Source organism: Pseudodesulfovibrio indicus (assembly GCF_001563225.1).
In the GTDB taxonomy this organism is placed as follows: domain Bacteria; phylum Desulfobacterota; class Desulfovibrionia; order Desulfovibrionales; family Desulfovibrionaceae; genus Pseudodesulfovibrio; species Pseudodesulfovibrio indicus.
Genome location: NZ_CP014206.1, coordinates 898,483 through 919,751, shown reverse-complemented (window position 1 = coordinate 919,751; position 21,269 = coordinate 898,483). Strand labels below are relative to the sequence as shown.

Genomic DNA, 21,269 nt, shown 5'->3' with positions numbered 1-21,269 from the left:
TATTTCAGGTTCGGGGCCGATTTGTTGTCTGCCCCATCACGCCGCCAGGTCGTATCCGCTCATCCCCCATCCTCCCCGGCGGCGCGCCAAAAAGTTCTGGAACGGGGTCCGGGGGAAACCTCTTGAAGGAGGTTTCCCCCGGATGTCTTGAATAAACTAGTCGGCTTCCTCGGAGCGGCGGCCCACCCGCTTGGCGGGCCAGATGCCTGCGGGCCGGACGAGCATCATCAGGGTCATGGCCCCGCCGAACACGAGCATGCGGTACATCTCGAACTCGCGGAACAACTCGGGCAGGGCCACCAGGGCGAGCACGCCGAGGATGACGCCGGGGATGGACCCCATGCCGCCGAGGATGACCATGGCCAGGACCATGGCGGACTCCAGGAAGGTGAAGGATTCCGGCCCCACGAACTTCATGCGCGCGGCGAAGAACGCCCCGGCGAATCCGGCGAAGGTCGCTCCCATGGCATAGGCCAGGAGCTTGAGCAGGAAGGTGTTCACGCCCATGAGTTCGGCGGCGGTCTCGTCCTCTCGGATGGCTTCCCAGGCGCGGCCGATGCGCGAATAGTTGAGCCGGTAGACCGCCAGGATGGTGACCATGGCGATGCCCAGGATGATGTAATACATGCTCGACAGGGAGCGGAAATCGTAGCCGAACAATTCCGGCCTGGGGATGGACAGGATGCCGTTGGGCCCGTTGGTCAGGGACATCCAGTTGTTCAGGATGAGCCGCACGATCTCGCCGAAGCCCAGGGTGACGATGGCCAGGTAGTCGCCGCGCATGCGCAGCGTGGGATAGCCGATGATGCAGCCCGCGATGGCCGCGACGAACGCGGCGATGGGCAGGCAGAGCCAGAAGGAGATGCCGAAGTGCAGGCTCATGAGCGCGTAGGTGTAGGCACCCACGCCGTAAAAGGCGATGTAGCCGAGGTCGAGCAACCCGGCCAGGCCGATGACCACGTTGAGCCCCAGGCCGAGGCAGACGTAGATGAGGACGCTGATGGCCACGTCGTGGGCGTAGCGCCCGGTGACCAGGGGATAGGTCACGGCCGCGGCGAAGACGATGGACAGCAGCAGCCACCTGGGGGTCTTCTCGTAGACCTTGCCGACGATGCCGGTGGCGTTTTTGAGGGGCGTGCCCACGGAGTCGAGGTAGCCCGCCTCCTTGACCTGGTAGAAGAACATGATGAACACCGCGGCTACGGCCACGTAGCCGAAGACCGTGAAGGTCTGGCCGAACTCCAGGCCGGTGGGCTTGATGCCGAGCATGGGCCACAGCAGCAGGAGGAACCATGCGAGGCCGACCCCGCAGGCCAGCCACAACCGTTTAGACTCGCGTATCGTCAACGTTCTCTCCCATGATGCCTGTCGGTTTGAAATAGAGGACGCCGATCAGGATGATGAAGGCGAACACGTCCTTGTACTCGCCGGAGATGTAGCCTGCGGCGAAGATTTCGACCATGCCGATGATCAGGCCGCCGACGAGCGCGCCGGTGATGTTCCCGATGCCGCCGAGCACGGCGGCGGCGAACGCCTTGATGCCGGGCACGAACCCCATGGTGTAGTTGACCGACCCGTAGTAGAGGCCGACCATGATGCCTGCGGCGGCGGCCAACCCGGCACCCACGGCAAAGGTGATGGCGATGATCCGGTTGGAGTTGATGCCGACCAGGGCGGACATGACCTTGTCCTGGGCCGTGGCGCGCATGGCGCGGCCTATCCGGGTGCGGAAGACCAGGATGTTCAGGCCGACCAGCAGCGCGGCGGTCAGGGCGACGATGAAAATTTGCATGTAGGAGACGGACACGGCCCCGATCTCGAACCCGCCGGAGGTGATCTCGGTGGGATAGGCCCGGTCGTACACGCCCTGGGTGAGCATCAGCCCGTTCTGCAGGAAGATGGACATGCCCAGCGCGGACAGCAGCGCGGCGAGGCGCGAGGCCTGGCGGAGCGGCTTGTAGGCGAGCTGTTCAACGGCCATGGCCAGCAGGGCGCAGTAGGCCATGGACAGGACCAGGGAAATGGCCAGGCAGGCATAGGGATGCAACCCCTGGGACGCCAGATAGGAGATCAGGATCACGCCCATGTACCCGCCCGCGGCAAAGAACTCGCCGTGGGCGAAGTTGATGAGCTGAATGATGCCGTAGACCATGGTGTAGCCCAGGGCGATGAGGGCGTAGACGCCCCCGAGCGTGATGCCGTTGATCAGCTGTTGGAAGAAAAAGTCGAAATCCATGTGGTTCCAGTACCCGGGGCCCCGCTCAGGCGGGGCCCCGGTGGGTTAGTCGTGTTGCGTCTTAGTACTTTTCGCCGGTCAGGGAATTCCAGTAGGGCACGAACTTGCCGTCCTGGACCTTGTAGACGGTGTAGTTGGAGCCGGAATCGCCGTTCTCCTCGTACTTGATCTGCTTGGACGCGCCGGTGAAGTCGAGCTTCAGCATCTCTTCGCGGACCTTGGCCGGGTCGGTGGTGCCAGCGGCCTTGGCGGCCATCAGGTACGCGGTGGCGGAGTCAAAGGCGTAGGCGGAGTAGGCGCCGGGCTCGTTGCCGGTCTTGGCCTGGTACTTGCTCAGGAACTCCTTGAACTTGGGGGCGTCCTTGTCGATGGCGCCGAAGGTGCAGTACATGCCCTCGGCGTCAGCCTTGGCGATCTCCATGAGTTTCGGATGGTACACGGCGTCCTGACCCATCAGGATGGCGTCGATGCCCATGCGCTTGGCCTGGATGACCATGAGCGCGCCGGTGGCGGAGTTCTGCAGGGAGATGTAGAACAGGTCGGGGTTGGCGGCTTTGACCTTGGTCAGCACGGCGGAGTAGTCCTTGTCGCCCTGGTTGACGTGGTCGTGCTCCAGAACCTGGATGCCTGCGGCGGCGGCAGCGGCGGCCACGCCTTCGGCCAGACCCTGGGAGTAGGTGGTCTTGTCGTCGACGATGAAGATGGTCTTCACGCCTTCGACGTCCTTCATGAACTTGACGGCGGCCGGGGCCTGGTGGTCGTCACGACCGCAGGTGCGGAACATGTAGGGCAGGCCGCGCTCGGTGACCTTCGGGTTGGTGGACGCCGGGGTCAGCATGATGATGTTTTCCTCGGCCAGGGTCTCGGAGGCGGGGATGGTGGAGCTGGAGCAGTACGCGCCGACAACGGCGGTGACCTTCTCGTTGATCAGCTTGTTGGCTGCGGCAACGGCCTGCTTCGGATCGCAGGCGGTGTCTTCGGAGAACACTTCGATCTTGGAGAAACCGGGCATTCCGCCGGCTTCGGTGAACACTTCCACGGCGATCTCGGCACCCTGGCGGATGTCGTTGCCGTCCGCGGCGTAGGGGCCGGTCAGCGGGGACATGGTGCCGATCTTGAGGACCTGCTCGGCTTTCTTCTCTTCGCCGCCGCAGCCCGCAAGGAGCAGACCCAGAGCGAGCAGAGCCACTGCGAGTACCAGTAAACGTTTCATAAACACTCTCTCCATTAGTTGCGGTTCAGCCAGCCTCTCTTTACTGGCCCAAATATGCCTCAATCACCTCGGGATTCTTCTGGATGTCCTCCGGAAGCCCTTCGGCGATCATTACACCGTGATCAAGAACGACGATGCGGTTGCAGATGCCCATGACGACCTTCATGTCGTGCTCGACCATGAGCACGTTGATGCCCAGCCCGGTAATCCGGCCGATGGACTCCATCAGCTCCTTGGATTCGGCGGGGTTCAGGCCCGCGGCGGGCTCGTCGAGCAGGATGGTGTGCGGCTCGCTGGCCAGGGCGCGGGCGATCTCGAGCCGCCGCTGATGGCCGTAGGGCATGTTGGAGGCGACCTCGTCGGCCCGTCTGCCCAGCCCCATGAACTCCAACGCCTTCATGGAATTCTCGGTGATCCGCTCTTCCTCGCGCCGCTGGCCCGGGCTGCGCAGCACCGCGCCGACCACGCCGCACTTGGAGCGGCTGTGCTGGGCGACCATGCAGTTCTCGAGCGCGGTCATGTTCTGGAAGAGGCGGATGTTCTGGAAGGTCCGGGCGATGCCCATGGAAAGGACCTGATAGGGACGCAGCCCGGTGATCCGGGTGCCGTCGTAGGACACCGAGCCGCTGGAGGCCTTGTACACGCCGGTAATGACGTTGAAGACGGTGGTCTTGCCCGCGCCGTTGGGGCCGATCAGCCCCACGACCTCGCCTTCGGACACGGTGAAGGCCACATCGGTCAGGGCCTGCAGCCCGCCGAAACGGACACAGATGTCGTCAAGAATGAGATTTGCCATAATTACCTAGTTAAATAGTAGAAACCGTCCGCCAGGACAAGGGGACTGCTCTTTTCTCCGTCGATCAATCCCCTGAAATGACGACCCTTTTGTGATTGGACGATACTTCTTACCCCATTTGGCGAAAAAAGTCTAATACTCGCCGTATTTCTGGATAATCAGGCGAATATTTGGCAAAATTGAAAAAAGCTAGAATTTTATTCTACGGCACGCGGAAAAAACGCGGCTAAAAACGGTTTTTATTGTGAATTACGCGTCTTCCGGCCCGATACCCGCCCTGAAGGTCGCCCCTTTTCTTCGGCCCCGTCCTGATGTACCCCTGAACCAAGACATAAAGGAGCATCGCATGTCCAAGACCATATTGATCACCGGCGCAACCGCCGGATTCGGCCAGGCCATGGCCCGCCGCTTCGCGGCAGAGGGCTGGAATCTCGTCATCACCGGACGTCGCGAGGAGCGACTCCAGGAACTCAAGGCCGCCCTGGCCCCGGCCAAGGTGCACACCCTGCGCTTCGACGTGCGCGACCGGGAACAGTGCGCCCAGGCCATCAAGACCCTGCCGGGCGAGTTCGCCAAGATCGACGTCCTGGTCAACAACGCGGGCCTCGCCCTCGGGCTGGAACCGGCCCAGGCGTGCAGCCTCGACGACTGGGAGACCATGATCGACACCAACATCAAGGGGCTGACCTACATGACCCGCGCCGTGCTGCCCTCCATGGTCGAGCGCAACACGGGCCACGTCGTCAACCTCGGCTCCGTGGCCGGGACCTACCCCTACCCGGGCGGCAACTGCTACGGCGGCACCAAGGCGTTCGTGAACCACTTCTCCAAGAACCTGCGCGCCGACCTGCTCGGCACCAAGATCCGCGTCACCAACATCGAACCCGGCCTGTGCGAGACCGAGTTCTCCGTGGTCCGGTTCAAAGGCGACAAGGCCGCTGCGGACAAGGTCTACGAAGGCACCGATCCGATCACCGCCGACGACATCGCCGAATGCGTGTTCTGGACCACCAACCTGCCCGCCCACGTCAATATCAACTCCCTCGAAGTCATGCCCGTCCAGCAAGCCTTCGCCCCCTTCGCCATCTCCCGCGACAAGTAGGAAGGACTCCGGCGGCCAGAGGGGAAAGCTCTTGAAAGAGCTTCCCCCTCTGGACTCCCCCTTCAGAACTTCGTGGTGCCGCCTTCGGCGGGAGCGGACCGCCTCCTTCGGTCCGGGGATGAGCAGGCAGCATTTCACGTACTGGCGACCGACCGGCCGGCATCGTTTCCCTCGGGTAGCTTAGAGGGGGCTTCGGCAGGCGGCGAACGCAGAAAGCCCCTCCGTGTCGGGAGGGGCTTTTTTTCGGTCGTCAAAGGTGTGAGCGGTGACGGACCGGGTTACGCGCGGCTCTTGAGACTGGATGCGGACAGGCCCGGGCCTGCGGTCCGCACCGAGGTGACGAACGCCTTCTGGTGCAGCATCTGCTTGCCGGGTTGCCCGGCAAGGCCCAGGGGGTCGTTCTCTTCGGCGGACATCGCATCGTCCACCGACGCGGCGGCGGCATCGTCCTCGTTTCCGCCTTGAAGTTCCTTTTCGAGCCGGTTGGCCTGGGCCTGCCGCTTGGCGCTCTCCAGCAGGTTTTCGCCCATGGGCATCTTGGTGATCTTGCCGATCTCCTTCTGGATGTCCTTGATCCGGGCGGCCTGGGTGGCGTCGAGGGACCCGTCGGCCTGAGAGGCTATCTGCTGGGCCAGGGCCTTGAGGCTTTCCACCCGCGCCCGCTCCTCCTCGGTCATCTCATTGGGGATGGAGAACCCGCCGGCCACCGAGTCCTCCTGCTGTTTCTCCTTCTCGGTAACCAGACCGGAGGGATTGCCCTTGCCCTCATCGGATCCAACCCGGGGCCGACTGACCAGCTTGTCAAACCCAATAGGCGAATCGAGTAAGTCAGTTGAAATGTTCATAATCGCTCCTAGGCATATATTTCTTTATGTTGTGCTTAGCAAAAATCAATCCAGGAACATCCTTGCCCACCTCCCCTTCAACCAACTGAAAATATAACACTCCCTCCCCCTCCCCGCCCCGGAAACCGCCCACGGGGACCAAGCCCCCAAACAGCACTCTCTCCCCCCCCTGGAGCGCCTTTGAGGGCAAAGCCCTCAAACAGCAACTCTCTAATACCGAGCCCGCTCCCACCCCATCCAGCTCCGCCCCCTGGAGCACCTTTGAGGGCAAACCCCTCAAACAGCGGCTCTCGCCGTACCGAGGCTTGGGAGAGGGGGTCAGATGTGGATTTTTCGAGGGGGGCTTTGACCGCAGCGTACGCCCGGTACGTGAGGATCAAAGCCCCCTCGAAAAATTCGCAGATGGCCCGCTATCGCAAGCCGACGCATGATGCGCAAATTCGCAGATGGCCCGCTATCTCAAGCCGACGCTCCCGGGGCGAGACGCAAAAAAAGGCCCCGCGCATTTGCGCGGGGCCTTGTTTTTGCGTCGGATGGACCGGGACTACCAGTCGCCACCGAAGGCGTCGCCACCCAGACCGAAGTCGGGCTCGGGCTCGCCGCCGACGACCGGGCCGTCGGACGGAGCGGCAGCGCCCGCGTCACCGGCAGCGCCGGCCACGCCAGCGACGACCACGCCCTGGCTCTTGACCTTTTCCACTTCGGCCATCAGGTCGTTCAGCTTCTTGGTCATTTCGTCGAGTTTGGTGGAGGCCACGGTGACCTTCTGCTCGCCCGCAGCGTTCTGGGCGTCGATGGTCTTGATCTTGGCTTCCATGGGGCCGATCTTGGCGGCCAGTTCCTTTTTCTCAGCCTCGAGCTTCTCGACCTGGGCCTTGAGGGCGGCATTGTCCGCCTTCAGGGCGGCCAGGATGTTCAGCACGGCCTGGGCGCGAGCGGCCTCGCCCTCGGGCAGGGCCTCGATCTTCACCTGGCTGCCGAGCTTGGCGATGTCGCCTTCGGCATAGGCGGTCAGGCCGGGTTCCTGTTCGTAGATCCAGGCTTTGGACAGGGCCTGCGCCACGGGGGCGACGTCCGCGTCCAGAGTTTCAGCCTGGGTGATGTAAGCCAGCATATCGAGCTGAGTCTGGTCGGCGGCTTCGCCGCGCAGCACAGACACGAAAGCGTTCATGGGGAAAACCTTAGCTTCAGCCATTTGATGCCTCCTTAACTAAGTAAGCTTCGTTTTGTATGTTCACCCAGGCGACTATTTGTCGGCGCCCATGGGGATGCGGCCAATCTTCTTGGCGTAGGACAGGGCCACGGTACGGTAAACCAGGTGGCCCAGCTTGGACCACGGCAGGTATGCGAGCAGCATGAACACGCCGATCAGGTGCACGTAGTACACGGGGTAGGCCAGCACGGCCACGCCCAGGACACGGAACACCAGGGCGCCGACGCCGGTCAGGAAGATGGTCCAGATAAGGGTCAGCAGGTACCAGTCGTACCAGCTGGAGGACTGCTTGGCCTGATCGAGGTTCACGCGGCGCTTGGTCAGCGCCATGAGGCCGTAGATGCCCAGGCCCGCGCCCACGTAGGCGAGGAGCTTGACCGGGGACCACAGCGGCATGGGGGTGTGGCCGATGGCGGACACGATGTTGCCCAACCCTTCGACGCCGATCTTGCGCAGGAACCAGCCGCCCCAGTGGCCGGTGGCCACCACGCCGGTGACGATCATCAGGCAGATGAAGGCGTACATGAGCATCTTGTGCCCGCCGGCGCGCTTGGCGTCCAGCTCGTCCGCGTCTTCGTCGTTGCAGTCGTTGAACTGGGTGTGCTGCAGGATCTCGTACTTAACCGTGTCGATCAGGCAGGAGATGAAGCAGGGTTCGTCCTTGCGGCCCACGATGAAGGTCTTGGGCTGCGCATCGAACGCCTTGAGCATGTTCCGGACGCCCGCGTAGAAGCCCCAGAGCATGAACAGGAAGACCGCACCGAAGATCGGGTCGATGGTGTAGTCGCCGGGGAACAGGCCGCCGAAGGCGATCACGCCGTCCTCAACGGCCTTCCACGCATGGGTGGCGTGGTCGAACTCGAAGGTCGGGAAGGCGGAACCGGTGACGCCGGCCATGATGACCCAGATGATGCCGTAGATGATCGCCGGAATGGCGGCCAGGGGCAGCATGCCGCTGGAGCTGGACATCAGCTTGCCGATGATCGGCAGCGGAGCCAGGTTGCGGTAGGCCATGTTGCGCAGGGCGGACAGCAGGTCGCCCGGCTTGGCGCCGCGGGGGCACAGGTTGGAGCAGGTGCCGCAGTTGTGGCACAGCCAGATGTCGATATCGTTGACCAGGCGGTCCTTGAGACCCCACTGGGCCCAGACCATCTCCTTGCGGGGGTACGGGCTGTCGGCCGGGGACAGCGGACAGACCACCGAGCAGGTGGCGCACTGGTAGCACTTCTTCAGGGAGTCGCCGCCCACGGCCTGCAACTCTTTAACGAACTTAAGGTCCGGTTGTACCTTGACGGTATTAGACATGCCGTACCTCCTAGTAACCCTTGAACGGGTTGGGGCCGAAGTTGGTGGTGATGTTCTCGACGAACTCATCGATCATGGCCGGCACCTTGTCGTACATGTCGATGGAGACCTCGTACTGCTCGACGCGTTCGGGCTCGACACCGAGGCGTCCCAGGGACTCCGCGATGTTTTCCTTGCGGCGGTTGCACAGCTCGGAACCCTTGACGAAGTGGCACTGGTAGTCGTCGCCGTACTTGCAGCCGAGCATCATCACGCCGTCAACGCCCTTGGACATGGCGTCGGCAACCCAGATGGCGTTGACCGAGCCGAGGCAGCGCACCGGCAGGAAGCGGACATACGGGGACCAGGACTTGCCGCGCATGGCAGCCATGTCCAGGGCCGGGTAGGCGTCGTTTTCGCAGCACAGGACGATGATGCGGGGACCGCCGGCGTCCAGGGTGTCGGGAACCTTCACTTCCTTGATGGCCTGGCCGATCTGGCTGATGCCGTAGTTGGCGAAGCTGATGACGCGCTCCGGGCAGGCACCCATGCAGGTACCGCAGCGGCGGCAGCGGGTCGGGTTCGGCAGCGGCGTTCCCTTCTCGTCGTCGTCCAGGGCGCCGAACGGGCATTCCTCGGTGCAGCGCTTGCACTGGGTGCAGCGCATGAAGTTGAACTCGGGGAAGCTCAGGTCGCCGGAGCGGGGATGCACGGCCATGCCGCGGTTGGCGGACTCGATGCACTGGATCGCCTTGAGGGCGGCACCGGCGGCGTCTTCGGCGGCGAGGCCGAGACCCATGGGCTGACGCACGCAACCGGCGGCGTAGACGCCCGTGCGGCGGGTTTCATACGGGAAGCAGATGTAGTTGGAATCGGCAAACCCGTCGAACAGCTCCAGATCCGGGAAGGCCGGGCCCTGGCGGTAGACGAAGTTCATGGTCGGGTTGGCGGCGGTGGTCGGGACGATGGCGGTGGGGACCACGACCATGTCGGCGATCAGCTCGACGTCGGCACCGAGCAGGGTGTTCTTGGCCTTGACGACCACGGCGGAACCGGCCTCGGACACGCCGGTGACGGTGCCCTTGGTCAGCATGACGCCCGGATCGTCCTGGGCGGCCTGGTAGTACTTCTCGTTGATGCCCGGGACCATCATGTGATCGTAGATCACGTAGGCCACGGCGTCGGGAGCCAGCTCGCGCACGTAGTTGGCCTGCTTCAGGGCGACCAGGGAGGTCAGCTCGGAGGAGTAGGCCAGGTGCTTGGCGGATTCCTTGTCGGCGTACTGGAAGGTCTCGCACGCTTCGGCGCATTCGGACTCGTCATCTTCCTTGCACGGCATGTCCTCGGGAGCCTCGCAGGCTTCGCCGCAGGCGCCGTACTTCACGCCCTTCATGAGCAGGGAGGTGTCGACGATGAAGGCCACGGAGGACGGGGTCTTGCCGTCGGCGGTCTTGATGCCGCCGTTGGCGGCCATGGCCTCGAACTCTGCGGCGGTGACCACGTTCTTGATGGTCCCGTAACCCAGCGGGGCCAGGAACTTGGTCTTGCCGGGAACCCAGCCGGTGGCCATGACCACGGCGCCGATCTCGTAGACCTCGCCAGCCACGGTGGCCTTGTACTGGGCCGGAGCGCCGGCCAGGGACTCGATGGTCGCGCCGGTGATGACCTTGATCTTGTCGTTGGCCTCGACCTTGGCGATCAGGTCCTTGATGTTGATTTCCTGCTCGCGGTCCGAGAAGGGAGCGCCCAGCGGGAAGGACTTGTACATGGTGGCAGCCTTGCCGCCCAGGGTGTCGGCCTTTTCAACCAGGATGACCGGGTAGCCGAGGCTGGCGGCGTTGAGCGCCGCGTTCAGGCCGGTGAAGCCGCCGCCCACGACCAGGATGGTCTTGAAGGCGTCGGGCAGTTCCGGCGCGGGAATCCGGCTGTTGGCCAGCTTGATGATTCCCATGTTGCAGTAATCCTTGGCGATGACTTCCATCTGGCCAGGGAATTGGGGATCTTCCTGGTAGGACCACACGCACTGCTCGCGCAGGGACACGCGTTCCACCTGGACTTTGTCGCCGAACTTGAAGACGTCCCACTTGGCGCGGGGGGAACAGGCGCAGCAAACCACGCCGTCCAGGCCCTGTTCAGCGATATCGGCCTCGATCATGGCCTTGCCTTCCGGGCTGCAGAGCACCGGGTTGGACTTGGCCACGGCAACGACGGAGGAGTGTTTGCCGTTGGCAGTGAACGCCGCCAGCGCGTCGACATCGAGATTGGCCCCGATGTCGCAGCCTCCACAGATATATACTCCAAGCTTTTCAGCCATTTGTTACCTCCCTACCACGGTTTGAATCGCCTTCATCGCGGCAGCGGTGCCGGACTGGGCGGTCTTCATGACGTCAAGGGGCTGCTTGGCGCAACCGGCGGCGATGATGCCTTCGCCGTCAATGACGAAACCGTCAGCGTCGATGGAACCGGCCGGGGCCTGCAGGCCTGCGCAGCTGGGCTGCATGCCGGTGGCCAGGACGACCAGGTCGTATTTCTCGTCGGTCTTGATGCCGGTGAGCGCGTTTTCCACGGTGACGATCGGGTTGCCTGCGGCGTCTTCGACGATGCCGGCGACCTTGCCCTTGACCAGGCTGAGCTTGTCGTCAGCCTCGGTGATGGACTTGAACTTGTCGTAGCGGCCGGGGGTGCGCAGATCGATGTAGTAGATCGTTGCGCTGGCGTCGGAACGTTCCCGGACGTAGCGGACATGCTTGAGCGAGGCCATGCAGCAGATGTAGGAACAGTAGTTCAGGTGGTTCTGGTCGCGGGACCCGGCACACTGGACAAAGGCGATCTTCTTGGGCTCGGCGCCGTCGGAAGGACGCTGGATCTTGCCGCCGGTGGGGCCGTTGGGGGCGCACAGACGCTCGAACTGCATGTTGGTGACCACGTTCTTCAGCTTGCCCCCGCCGAGGTTGGTCAGATTCGATGCATCATAGGGCTTCCAGCCGGTGGCCACGACGATGGCGCCGACGGCCAGGTCGATGGTCTTGGGCGCGTCGTCGGTGACGACCGCGTCGTACGGACAGGCGTTCTTGATGGCGGCCAGTTCGGTCTCGGACGCGTTTTCGGCGTCCACCACATAGCGCATGGGGAACATGAACGGATGGGTCTTGTAGGCCAGACCGCGGGTGCCGGTGCCGAAATCGAACTCGGAAGTGACCTTGGTGGAGGTGGCCTTCTCGCATTCGCCGCAGGCGGTACACCGCTCGTTCACGTAACGGGGACGCTGGGTGATCTTCACGTCGTAGTTGCCGGCGGAACCGGACACGGACGCGACGTCAGCCATGGTGATGACTTTGACTTTGGGGTTGTTTTTGATGCGCTGGAACTGAATCTCCAGACCGCAGGAAGGGGGACACAGCTTGGGAAAATACTGATTCAGCTGTGCAACCCGTCCACCGAGGTAGGGATTGGTTTCAACGATGTACACCTCGTAGCCGACTTCGGCGGCTTCGAGGGCGGCGGTGATTCCTGCGAATCCCCCGCCTACGACGAGAATACTGTTATTCGACATTCTCTTAACTCCTCCCGAATAAAGTTGAGGCTCAAGCCAAAAAATGGCCTAAACCCGGACCGGGAGCCCGTTCCCGGCCCGGATTCAGACCATTTTAGCCCCGGAAATTTGAAAGTGTCCGCGGGCCGGGGGCCCGCGGACACGGGGTGATCATTACCTAAGCTTAGGCGTCGGGGATGATCTTGACGTAGGGCTTCTTGAAGATGGTGGTCACGCCAGTGGCGGGATCGTACTTGGAGTTAACGAAGCACTTCCACTTGGAGTCGTCCAGGCCCATGAAGTCGCCGCGGTAGTAGAAGCCCGGGTAACGGGATTCCTCGCGGAACTCGATGTGCTGCATGTGCAGGCGGACGGTCCACAGGCGGTGGAACTGTTCCCAGCAGCGCATCAGTTCGTGCAGGTCACGAGCGGCGAGCTTGTGGGAATCTTCTTCCATCATGCCGAGCAGCCAGAAGCCGGTGTTCAGCAGAGCCTTGGAGGTCATGTACAGGGTGCCGACGCCGCCGCCGTATTCATCGGTGCACTTGATGAGGCGCATCATGAAGTTGTGCGGGGTGATGTAGGCGGGGTTCACGACGGGATCGGTGGAACCACCCTTGTTGGCCTCGTAGGTGTACCAGGGCTGGTAGATTTCCTTGGCCAGGTCGGCAGCGTTTTCCTTCAGGGTCGGGGTGAAGTCCTTGTGGTCGACAACCCAACGGACCATCTGCTTGCCGACGATGCGGCCTTCAGCGTGGGAACCGGAGGAGAACTTGTGGCCGGAAGCGCCGACGCCGTCAGCGCAGGTCCACAGGCCGTTAACGGTGGTCATACGGTTGTAGACCTTGCCGTTGTCGGCTTTGACCTTGTAGGACTCGGGGACCCAGGGCTCGTCCGGACCGGAAACCCAGATGCCGCAGCAACCGGAGTGGGAACCCAGGAGGTAAGGCTCGGTGGGCATGATCTCGGAACCGCGATCCTCGGGAGCGCAGTTGGTGGCGGCCCACAGGTTGGCCTGGCCGACGCACATGTCGAGGAAGTCTTCCCAAGCCTCGGACTCGAGGTGCTTCCACTCGGGACCGGACAGGTCGCCGTTGACGGTGGACAGCAGGGCGGTCTTGGTGTCCATGAAGATCGGGCCGCGGCCTTCACGCATTTCACGGAGCATCATGTGGTTACGCAGGCAGGTGGGGATGATGTGACCCTTGGCGTAGCCGCGATCCTCGTAAGGCTTCAGCATGGCGCGGTTGGTCTCGCAGTAGTCCTCACCCTTGTAGTTGGTGGCTTTGGCCTTGAACAGGAGGAACCAGGCGCCGACCGGGCCGTAACCGTCTTTGAAGCGGGCCGGGACGAAGCGGTTTTCCATCATGGTCATTTCGCCGCCAACCTGGGCAACCATGGTGTAGGTGGAACCAGCGTTCCAAACGGGGTACCAGGCGCGGCCCATGCCCTCACCAGTGGAGCGGGGACGGTACACGTTAACGGCACCACCACAAGCGACAACGGCAGCGTTGCACTTGTAGACGTAGACTTTGTTCTCACGGGTGGAGAAGCCGACGGCACCGGCGATGCGGTTGGGCTCGTTGGCATCCAGGAGCATCTTGACGATGAACACGCGCTCGACGTAGCGGTCTTCACCCAGGGCGTTCTTGGCGGCTTCAGCAACGATGCACTTGTAGGACTCACCGTTGATCATGATCTGCCAGCGGCCGGAGCGGACCGGAGCAGCGCCGTTGCGGATGGCGAGGCCTTCGGCCTTGGCCTTGGCGCCGTCGAGGTTCTTGCCGTCTTTCTTGACCCAAACGGGGAGGCCCCATTCTTCGAAGAGGTGGACGGAATCATCAACGTGGCGGCCCAGGTCGAAGATCAGGTCTTCGCGGACGATGCCCATGAGGTCGGTGCGGACCATGCGGACGTAGTCGTCGACATCGTTGTCACCGCAGTAGGTGTTGATGGCGGACAGACCCTGGGCAACAGCGCCGGAGCGCTCCAGAGCGGCCTTGTCGCAGAGTTCGATCTTGATGGAAGGATCGACCTTGTCGGCCCAACGCACGGCTTCGAAAGCGGCACCGCAGTTACCCATGCCGCCGCCGACCATGAGGATATCAACGGTTTTTTCGATGATTTCCGGCTCGGCGAGAGCAACACCCTTGGAAGCTTCTTTGATGGGAAGCAGAGGCATAATATTTCTCCTAGTATTTTACGTGATTCAAGTAGTCTAAACAGACAAGGTTACGCCGGCTGGTACTAGACCAGGGAGGCGTAGTCTTCCATCTTCCACTCTTTCTTCAGGTCGGCGTCGGTGACGGACGCCTCTTCCATGGCGGTAGCCTTGGGAGCGACCAGCTCGGACTCGGTGAACAGGAGCTCGGAGTCCAGATCGCCGGGTTCGGGCTTGCCGTCGAAGGGCTTGATGGAACCTTCAGCGGTGGTGCGGATGGGGAACTTGAAACGCTTCACGCTGCCATTACGGAATTTGATGGTCCACATGATGTCCTCAGCGGAACGCATCGGGATGGAGGTACCACCCATGGGGGCGAAGTCGGCGTACGGACGGGCTTCAATAGCGCCCTGGGGGCAAATCTTCACGCAAGAGTAACATTCCCAGCAGGCGGACGGTTCCTGGTTGTAGGCGCGCATTTCGGCCGGATCCAGGATCATCAGATCGTTGGGGCAAATGTACATGCAAGCGGTCTTTTCGCCACCCTTGCAGCCGTCACATTTTTCCGGGTTAACAAAGGTCGGCATAACTTCTCCTCCTAAATAGGGTTTTATTATTCACAATAACCGACATCCTCTACCTAAACAAAAATCCTCACCCGTTTAGCGCGGGTGGAAGTTGGGAATTAGCAAGACGAAACACCCTTGTCAACGTGAAAGTGAATTTTTTAACAAGCGCGTATCATCCCCCCTGGGCGGGAGTTTTGGGCCTTTTGCCGCGAAACCGCCGTGAAATGGCGGCTTTTCGCCGAAAATCGGCATTTCCGGCACCGAATATACGCCCAGTAAAACTCCTAAAGTTCTTATGGTAAACGAGCAATTAAATGCAAGCCTTTTTTCATTTATTTATGTTGTAATGGAAGGGTATGCCAACTCATTGAAAAAATTAGTGAATTGATATGTGCAAATGGCCCGATTCTCTAGACTTTTTCAGGATAAAATCTACCCTCCGCCCCCAACGGCAACGCGGTCCAAACTGTTGCGCAGTCGTCGGAAAAAAGCGCTTGACACGACTTTCACAAACGGACATTAAAGGCGGACCCTATAATTGGGAGACAATCATGGTTTTTCAAGTGGCTGACTAGGCTCGCCATGAATTAAGGCAATGGAATCACTGACAAAACATTTAGGAGGCTTACATGTCTAACCTCGTAGCACCTCACGGTGGAAAAGGTCTCGTTTGCTGCCTGCTCAAAGGCGCCGAGCTCGAAGCTGAAACCAAAAAGGCCGCTGGCCTGAAGACCCTCGACATCTCCGATCGCGCCAAGGGCGACCTGATCATGATGGGCATCGGCGGTTTCTCTCCGCTGAACGGCTTCATGGGCAAGGCCGACTGGGCCGGCGTTTGCGAGAAGTTCCTGATGGCCGATGGCACCTTCTGGCCCATCCCCATCACCCTGGACACCAACGATGAAGACGTCAAGGTCGGCGACGAAGTCGCTCTGAAGGCCAAGGACGGCATCGTTTACGCCACCATGAAGGTCGAAGAAAAGTACGAGATGACCGAGGCCGACAAGAAGTGGGAATGCGAGCTCGTCTACAAGGGCGAGGGCGAAGATTCCGCCGATGACAAATTCTGGGAAGTCGCCATGGAAGATCACCCGGGCGTCCAGATGGTCATGGCCCAGGGCAAGTACAACCTGGCCGGCCCGGTCAAGGTCCTGTCCGAGGGCGACTACGCCAAGCGTTTCCCGGGCGTCTACCTGACCCCCGCCCAGATCCGCGAAGAGATGGAGAAGCGCGGCTGGTCCAAGGTTGCCGCTCTGCAGCTCCGCAACCCCATGCACCGCTCCCACGAATTCCTGGCCAAGATCGCCGTGGAAGTCTGCGACGGCGTCGTGATCCACTCCCTGATCGGTAACCTGAAGCCGGGCGACATCCCGGGCGACGTCCGCATCAAGTGCATCCAGACCCTGATCGACAACTACTTCGTGCCCGAGAACGTCATCAACGCCGGTTACCCCCTCGACATGCGTTATGCCGGTCCCCGCGAAGGCCTGATCCACGCCACCTTCCGCCAGAACTACGGCATCAACAACATGCTCATCGGCCGTGACCACGCCGGCGTCGGCGACTTCTACGGCCTGTTCGAAGCTCAGGAAATCTTCAAGAAAATCCCCTACCAGGACGGCTGCTCCGCCGAGCCCGGCAAGGCCCTCCTGTGCCAGCCGATGAACATCGACTGGACCTTCTACTGCTACAAGTGCGACGGCATGGCCTCCATGCGCACCTGCCCGCACACCAAGGAAGACCGCGTCATCCTGTCCGGCACCAAGCTGCGCAAGGCTCTGTCCGAGGGCGCTGAAGTCGTCGACCACTTCGGTCGTGACGAAGTCCTCGAGATCCTCCGCGGCTACTACGCCGGTCTGACCGAGAAGGTCGAAGTCAAGATGCAGAAAGCCGCTTCCGGTCAGGACATGAAGTAAGTCCGCCGGTCGGTTTCCGCTGACCATTCAAGGGGAGGTTGCTCAGGCAACCTCCCCTTTTCGTTGGCCGAGCGGCGGCGCGGGAGAGCGGGCCTGTGCACAGAGGCAGCTCGGGGGCCGCGTCCCCGAAGGCGCTCCCTGGGGAGGGAGGATGAAAGGAAAGGCCTGCTTCCTCATTTCAGGAGGTAGGGAAGTGTTGCGGCCGATTGTCCAGACGGCTATCATTCAATCTATACAACAACTCAACCTCCGCCGAGAATACAATGAAAATACTGATTTTATGCCTGACGCTGTTGTTGCCCTGCTGGGCCACCGCCGGGGATATTCCCCAGGTCTGCCGGGAGGCCGAGGCGCTGTCAGGGATGCCCGATGCAAATGCTGAAAAGGAACTCGGGCTGTACGAGCAATGCCTGAAAACCGAGCTGCCCCCTTTGGTCCGCGCCTCGGCGTTGTTCAACATGGCTGTCATCTATCAGGATATGGGTCAGTGGCGCAAAGCGCTTGAGCACTACGAAGCCTCTGCGCACTCCAACCCGGAAGACTTCCAAGCCTACAGTAACATGGCCTGGATTCTGGCCACCTGCCCCGTCGCGTCCGTACGAGACAGCGAGCGGGCCCTCGCCCTCGCAGGCAAGGCCTGCACCCTCTCCGCAAATTTGGGGACACTGGATACCTACGCCGCTGCCCTGGCACGGGCCGGACAGTTCGATAAGGCCGCCTCCATGCAGCGGAAACTTGTCGATCAGGCTCGACAGGCGGACGGATTCCCGCCGGAGATCACGAAGGAAATGAAAGAACGGCTGGACCTCTACGCTTCGGGCTCACCTTATACGGAGACAATCCCTTCCGCGACCTACTAGCGCTTCGGGAAGGATTTCGACCGGTTCTCCGGATTTCCCGCTTGTCTTCCAAGGGTTTTTCCTGCACCAGGAAACGACCATGCCCGACAAGTCAAAGGCCATATTGCTCATGGCGGCCACGGCGCTGATCTGGAGTTCCGGGGGGCTGGCCATCAAGCTGGTGGAGTGGAACCCCATGGCCATCACCGGGGTGCGTTCCCTGCTGGCGGCCGCGACCCTGGCGGTGCTCTTCCGGGGACGGCTCCGGTTCCGGTTCTCGGGGATCGCCCTCGGCGCGGCGGCCGGGTATGCCGGGCTGCTGATCACCAATGTGGCGGCCACCAAACTGACCACCTCGGCCAACGCCATTCTGCTCGCCTACACCGCCCCGGTCTATGTGGCCCTGCTCGCGCCCCGGCTGCTGGGCGAGAAGACGCGCCGGTCCGACTGGCTGTTCATCCTGGTGACCGTGGGCGGCATGTGTTTGTTCTTCATGGACCGCCTCTCGCCGTCCGGGCTGTGGGGCAACATCATCGCCGTGGGCACCGGCATGTCCTACGCCGCGTTCACCCTGTGCATGCGCGCCCAGAAGGACGCCTCGCCCGTGGAGTCGGTGATCCTCGGCCACCTGCTGACCGGTGTGTGCGGGCTGCCCTTCCTGTTCTCCGCCGCGCCGTCCGGCAGCGGCTGGGCCGGGCTGCTCTATCTCGGGATCATCCAGCAAGGCGTGTCCCTGGCCCTCTATACCTGGGCCATAAAGCGGCTCGGCGCGCTGGAGGCGATTCTGATCATGATGCTGGAGCCGATCCTCAACCCCCTGCTCGTGGCCGTGGGCTACGGCGAGCTGCCGGGCGCGTGGGCGGTGACCGGCGGCATCGTGGTCATCGGCGCGGTGACGTTGCGGGCGGTTGGACCCGCTCTTCGTCTTCCGTCCCGTCCTTGACCCCGTTGCAGATCAGCGACTGGACCAGCCGGGTCGGGTCGATGACCACCAGCAGCTCCTTCTGGTCGCTGTGCAGCTCCGGCTTGATGATGCAATCCACATACCCCTTGCCCGAATCGAGCACCGAGTTGGCCTTGTCCACGCGGTCCATGCAGATCTCCGGGATTTCGCCCAGGGCGTCGACCACGATGCCGATGTGCGCCGAATCCGCCCGGACCACCACGATGGGCGCGTTGCGGTCGAACCGGACCTTGGGCAGCCGCAGCTGCGTGCGGATGTCGATGACCGTGATCAGCTCGTCGTTGTAGACGAACTTGCCGATGACGTAATCGGGGGACCCCGGAATGGTGGTCAACCCCTCGGAGGTCACGGCCTCGTCCACGTGCACGGCGTTGATGCCCAGCCACTTGTCGCCGATGTAGAAGGTGGCCAGCTCGATGCAGTCCGCGCCCGTGGCCCGCTTGTGGCTCACGCCCATGCCGATCTCGCGGCGGCGGACCACGCTCTTCTTGCGCTCCGAGACCTCGGCCAGGGGCACGAAGACCATGCCGAGCACGTCGTTGACGTACCCGTCGTCCACCTTGAACTCGCGATAGCCCGCGCTGACCTTGGCCCCCACCGCGTAGTAGGAGCCGTCGAACTCGATGATCCGCGAGGTCCCCCGGCCGTTGCGCAACCGCAGGAACTCGCCGTTCACGCCCAGGCTGTCCCCGGCCTCGAAGCGCGGGGAAGTGGAACTGATGATCCGCCCCTTGCGGTCCACGAACGCGCCGAAGCACCCGTCAGGGACGTCGCCCTTCTGGTCCCGGGGCAGGGAGTCCAGGAGCATCTCGCGGAACTGCGGCTCGGAGTCGAAGACGATGCCGATGCCGCCGACCACCCGGTCGGGCCGGGCTATGTCCGAGATGGCCGCCCCGTAGACGTAGGTGTGCCGTCCCTCATACAGCGGCGTGGCCTCGAAGGGCGAGACCGCATAGTCCTGGGAGTTGTCGAGCATCAGGGTGTGGTGGCTCAGGTCGTCGGTCAGCATGGTCCCGACCAGGCGCGACTGGGCCGGGTCCGAGACCGCCAGGATCTTGCCGCGCGCGTCGTACACGTAGAGGTTGGTGTACACCGTGTACAGCCCGTTGATGTAGACCAGGATGGAGCCGATGGTCTCGGCGTCCAGGGTGGAAATGTCGCGTTGGGACAGAATCTTGCGAAAGGCCGAGGTGAGCGCCCACCAGCGGCAGTCGTTGGCCCGCTCGTAGAGGTTGCGGTCCATGATGTCCACGGCCAGGGAGGCCTGGAACTCCACGTCGTTGAGGATGCTGCTGACCACGGTCTCGTGCAGGTTGCCGATGGACTGCTCGAAGACCATCTTGGTCCGCGCGCCCGCGTCCGAGATGTTCCACAGCAGGACCTTGGACTGGGCGTCGCTCTCGCGCACGTTGCCGTTCCAGACCGTGCGCTCCAGCTCGCGCTGGATGTGCTCGGCCTGGAGCGGAATGGAGCGCAGCTTCTCCGAGAACAGCCGGGGGTCGTTCATGACCGCCTCCAGGATGGCCGTGTCCACCCGTTGCCGCAGCTCGGTCCCCCCGGACTGGTTGAAGGCGTACTCCAGCGGAATCATCACGTGGCCGTACCAGCCCAGGCCGTGGAAACCCTGATAGCCCTTGGTGGCGCAGGTCTTGGCCAGATACTCCCGCCCGGCGAAACGCATGACCTTGAACCCGGCCTCATGGTCGAAGTCGAGCACCGCGCCCAGCGGGATGTGATACACGTCGCTGCTGGCGATGACCCTCCCGGAGCGGTCCAGGAGGGTGATCACCGACCAGCCGGAATCCCCGCCCAGGTTGCGGAACACCCCTTCCATCTCGTTCTGGAACCGGAAACAGAGGCAGAGCACCCCGAGGGGCGCGGACTCCGGGTCGTTGGACTCGGTCACGCGGTAGGCGTAGATCAGCGAATCGCCCTGCCCCTTGAGCAGGTCGCTTTCGCGGAAGACTTCCACGTACTCCCCGGCGGTGGACAGCGACTCTTCCACCAGCGGGTCGGTCGACCGTCTGATGTCGTTGGCCTGGTCGAGCTGGGCCACCACCTCGCCCTCGGTGTTCATCAGGATGATGTTGAAATACACGGAATACTTGGCCACGTATTCCTGGAACCGGGCCACGATCCGCTCCACCCGGGTGTCGAGCAGCTCCCCGATCTCCACGGCCTGGGCGGACTCCGGCTCCAGCGACGCCAACTGGCCGCCGAGATCGGCCGCCACCCGCAGACAATCCCGGATGTCGTCGTCCGTGGCCAGGAACCCGATGTCCGCAGTACGCTCGAACAGGTTGCGGATGACGATGTCCACCGCCACCTGGGCCTTGCCCGCGATCTCCTGGGTGGTTTTTTTCAAGGTCTCCAGCCCGAGCTGGCTCAACAGCTCGGAGGTCAGCACCTGGAACCCCTTCCGCGTGCCGGTCATGTCCGTGCCGGTCCCGCTCATCTGCCCAAGGATGGTCAGCAAATCCCACTGATTGCCGAGATTATGCAATTCATCCCGATACCCTTCCACATCCGCCATGTGGTTGATCAGGCCGACCAGCTCCGAAGGAATTTCAACATCCTTGTATTGCAATACGTCAGACAT

Annotated in this window: 16 protein-coding genes; 4 read left to right on the top strand and 12 right to left on the bottom strand. The window is 62.4% G+C overall.

Features of this window, described 5'->3' with window-relative positions; translation table 11 throughout:
• Positions 1 to 156 precede the first annotated feature (156 nt).
• From AWY79_RS04255 to AWY79_RS04240, 4 genes are all read right to left on the bottom strand, one after another.
• Entirely contained in the window at positions 157 to 1,347 is a 1,191-nt protein-coding gene (locus tag AWY79_RS04255) for an ABC transporter permease subunit (protein WP_066800745.1), read from the bottom strand.
• On the bottom strand, positions 1,328 to 2,236 hold the full coding sequence (locus AWY79_RS04250; protein ID WP_066800742.1) for a branched-chain amino acid ABC transporter permease: 909 nt from the start codon (positions 2,234 to 2,236) through the stop codon (positions 1,328 to 1,330). The genes AWY79_RS04255 and AWY79_RS04250 overlap by 20 nt, the downstream gene beginning before the upstream one ends.
• A gap of 61 nt (positions 2,237 to 2,297) precedes the next feature.
• Positions 2,298 to 3,449: a branched-chain amino acid ABC transporter substrate-binding protein gene (locus AWY79_RS04245; RefSeq protein WP_066800739.1), complete on the bottom strand. Its 1,152-nt coding sequence runs from the start codon at positions 3,447 to 3,449 to the stop codon at positions 2,298 to 2,300.
• A gap of 40 nt (positions 3,450 to 3,489) precedes the next feature.
• Complete coding sequence (locus tag AWY79_RS04240; protein WP_066800736.1) at positions 3,490 to 4,245, bottom strand: ABC transporter ATP-binding protein; 756 nt, start codon at positions 4,243 to 4,245, stop codon at positions 3,490 to 3,492.
• A 346-nt stretch (positions 4,246 to 4,591) separates the two neighbouring features.
• On the opposite strand from AWY79_RS04240, the gene AWY79_RS04235 reads away from it, so the two are divergent.
• Positions 4,592 to 5,347 (top strand): SDR family oxidoreductase, encoded by a 756-nt coding sequence (locus tag AWY79_RS04235; RefSeq protein WP_066800733.1) that lies wholly within the window; start codon positions 4,592 to 4,594, stop codon positions 5,345 to 5,347.
• Between the two features lie 278 nt (positions 5,348 to 5,625).
• Here AWY79_RS04235 and AWY79_RS04230 read toward each other — a convergent pair whose 3' ends face one another.
• The 7 genes from AWY79_RS04230 to aprB all read right to left on the bottom strand — a co-directional run bounded on the left by AWY79_RS04230 (position 5,626) and on the right by aprB (position 14,969).
• Positions 5,626 to 6,054 carry a hypothetical protein gene (locus AWY79_RS04230; RefSeq protein ID WP_066800730.1) on the bottom strand — a complete coding sequence of 143 codons (429 nt, stop codon included), beginning with the start codon at positions 6,052 to 6,054 and terminating at the stop codon, positions 5,626 to 5,628.
• Between the two features lie 682 nt (positions 6,055 to 6,736).
• Positions 6,737 to 7,387 carry a serine--tRNA ligase gene (locus tag AWY79_RS04220; protein ID WP_066800725.1) on the bottom strand — a complete coding sequence of 217 codons (651 nt, stop codon included), beginning with the start codon at positions 7,385 to 7,387 and terminating at the stop codon, positions 6,737 to 6,739.
• A 51-nt stretch (positions 7,388 to 7,438) separates the two neighbouring features.
• Entirely contained in the window at positions 7,439 to 8,710 is a 1,272-nt protein-coding gene (gene qmoC / locus AWY79_RS04215) for a quinone-interacting membrane-bound oxidoreductase complex subunit QmoC (protein WP_066800722.1), read from the bottom strand.
• Positions 8,711 to 8,720: 10 nt separating this feature from the next.
• Complete coding sequence (locus AWY79_RS04210) at positions 8,721 to 11,003, bottom strand: hydrogenase iron-sulfur subunit (protein ID WP_066800719.1); 2,283 nt, start codon at positions 11,001 to 11,003, stop codon at positions 8,721 to 8,723.
• A gap of 3 nt (positions 11,004 to 11,006) precedes the next feature.
• Positions 11,007 to 12,287 (bottom strand): CoB--CoM heterodisulfide reductase iron-sulfur subunit A family protein, encoded by a 1,281-nt coding sequence (locus AWY79_RS04205; RefSeq protein ID WP_257721337.1) that lies wholly within the window; start codon positions 12,285 to 12,287, stop codon positions 11,007 to 11,009.
• 118 nt (positions 12,288 to 12,405) lie between these two features.
• Positions 12,406 to 14,403 carry an adenylyl-sulfate reductase subunit alpha gene (gene aprA / locus AWY79_RS04200; RefSeq protein ID WP_066800713.1) on the bottom strand — a complete coding sequence of 666 codons (1,998 nt, stop codon included), beginning with the start codon at positions 14,401 to 14,403 and terminating at the stop codon, positions 12,406 to 12,408.
• A gap of 65 nt (positions 14,404 to 14,468) precedes the next feature.
• Positions 14,469 to 14,969: an adenylyl-sulfate reductase subunit beta gene (gene aprB, locus AWY79_RS04195; RefSeq protein ID WP_066800710.1), complete on the bottom strand. Its 501-nt coding sequence runs from the start codon at positions 14,967 to 14,969 to the stop codon at positions 14,469 to 14,471.
• 611 nt (positions 14,970 to 15,580) lie between these two features.
• Between aprB and sat the strand changes: the two genes are divergently transcribed.
• The 3 genes from sat (at position 15,581) to AWY79_RS04180 (ending at position 18,649) form a co-directional block, all read left to right on the top strand.
• Positions 15,581 to 16,867 carry a sulfate adenylyltransferase gene (gene sat / locus AWY79_RS04190; RefSeq protein ID WP_066800708.1) on the top strand — a complete coding sequence of 429 codons (1,287 nt, stop codon included), beginning with the start codon at positions 15,581 to 15,583 and terminating at the stop codon, positions 16,865 to 16,867.
• A 263-nt stretch (positions 16,868 to 17,130) separates the two neighbouring features.
• Entirely contained in the window at positions 17,131 to 17,727 is a 597-nt protein-coding gene (locus AWY79_RS04185) for a tetratricopeptide repeat protein (protein WP_066800706.1), read from the top strand.
• Between the two features lie 79 nt (positions 17,728 to 17,806).
• Complete coding sequence (locus AWY79_RS04180; RefSeq protein ID WP_066800703.1) at positions 17,807 to 18,649, top strand: DMT family transporter; 843 nt, start codon at positions 17,807 to 17,809, stop codon at positions 18,647 to 18,649.
• On the opposite strand, the gene AWY79_RS04175 is transcribed toward AWY79_RS04180, so the two are convergent.
• Positions 18,588 to 21,269, bottom strand: coding sequence for a chemotaxis protein CheW (locus tag AWY79_RS04175; protein ID WP_066800701.1), 2,682 nt, complete (start codon positions 21,267 to 21,269; stop codon positions 18,588 to 18,590). The genes AWY79_RS04180 and AWY79_RS04175 overlap by 62 nt on opposite strands.

What these genes read in the sequence shown, in the direction of transcription:
- AWY79_RS04175 (WP_066800701.1), bottom strand. Translation starts at nt 21,269, where the DNA reads ATGTCTGACGTATTGCAATACAAGGATGTTGAAATTCCTTCGGAGCTG.
- AWY79_RS04245 (WP_066800739.1), bottom strand. Translation starts at nt 3,449, where the DNA reads ATGAAACGTTTACTGGTACTCGCAGTGGCTCTGCTCGCTCTGGGTCTG.
- aprB (WP_066800710.1), bottom strand. Translation starts at nt 14,969, where the DNA reads ATGCCGACCTTTGTTAACCCGGAAAAATGTGACGGCTGCAAGGGTGGC.
- AWY79_RS04210 (WP_066800719.1), bottom strand. Translation starts at nt 11,003, where the DNA reads ATGGCTGAAAAGCTTGGAGTATATATCTGTGGAGGCTGCGACATCGGG.
- AWY79_RS04240 (WP_066800736.1), bottom strand. Translation starts at nt 4,245, where the DNA reads ATGGCAAATCTCATTCTTGACGACATCTGTGTCCGTTTCGGCGGGCTG.
- sat (WP_066800708.1), top strand. Translation starts at nt 15,581, where the DNA reads ATGTCTAACCTCGTAGCACCTCACGGTGGAAAAGGTCTCGTTTGCTGC.
- AWY79_RS04180 (WP_066800703.1), top strand. Translation starts at nt 17,807, where the DNA reads ATGCCCGACAAGTCAAAGGCCATATTGCTCATGGCGGCCACGGCGCTG.
- AWY79_RS04185 (WP_066800706.1), top strand. Translation starts at nt 17,131, where the DNA reads ATGAAAATACTGATTTTATGCCTGACGCTGTTGTTGCCCTGCTGGGCC.
- aprA (WP_066800713.1), bottom strand. Translation starts at nt 14,403, where the DNA reads ATGCCTCTGCTTCCCATCAAAGAAGCTTCCAAGGGTGTTGCTCTCGCC.
- AWY79_RS04250 (WP_066800742.1), bottom strand. Translation starts at nt 2,236, where the DNA reads ATGGATTTCGACTTTTTCTTCCAACAGCTGATCAACGGCATCACGCTC.
- AWY79_RS04220 (WP_066800725.1), bottom strand. Translation starts at nt 7,387, where the DNA reads ATGGCTGAAGCTAAGGTTTTCCCCATGAACGCTTTCGTGTCTGTGCTG.
- AWY79_RS04235 (WP_066800733.1), top strand. Translation starts at nt 4,592, where the DNA reads ATGTCCAAGACCATATTGATCACCGGCGCAACCGCCGGATTCGGCCAG.
- qmoC (WP_066800722.1), bottom strand. Translation starts at nt 8,710, where the DNA reads ATGTCTAATACCGTCAAGGTACAACCGGACCTTAAGTTCGTTAAAGAG.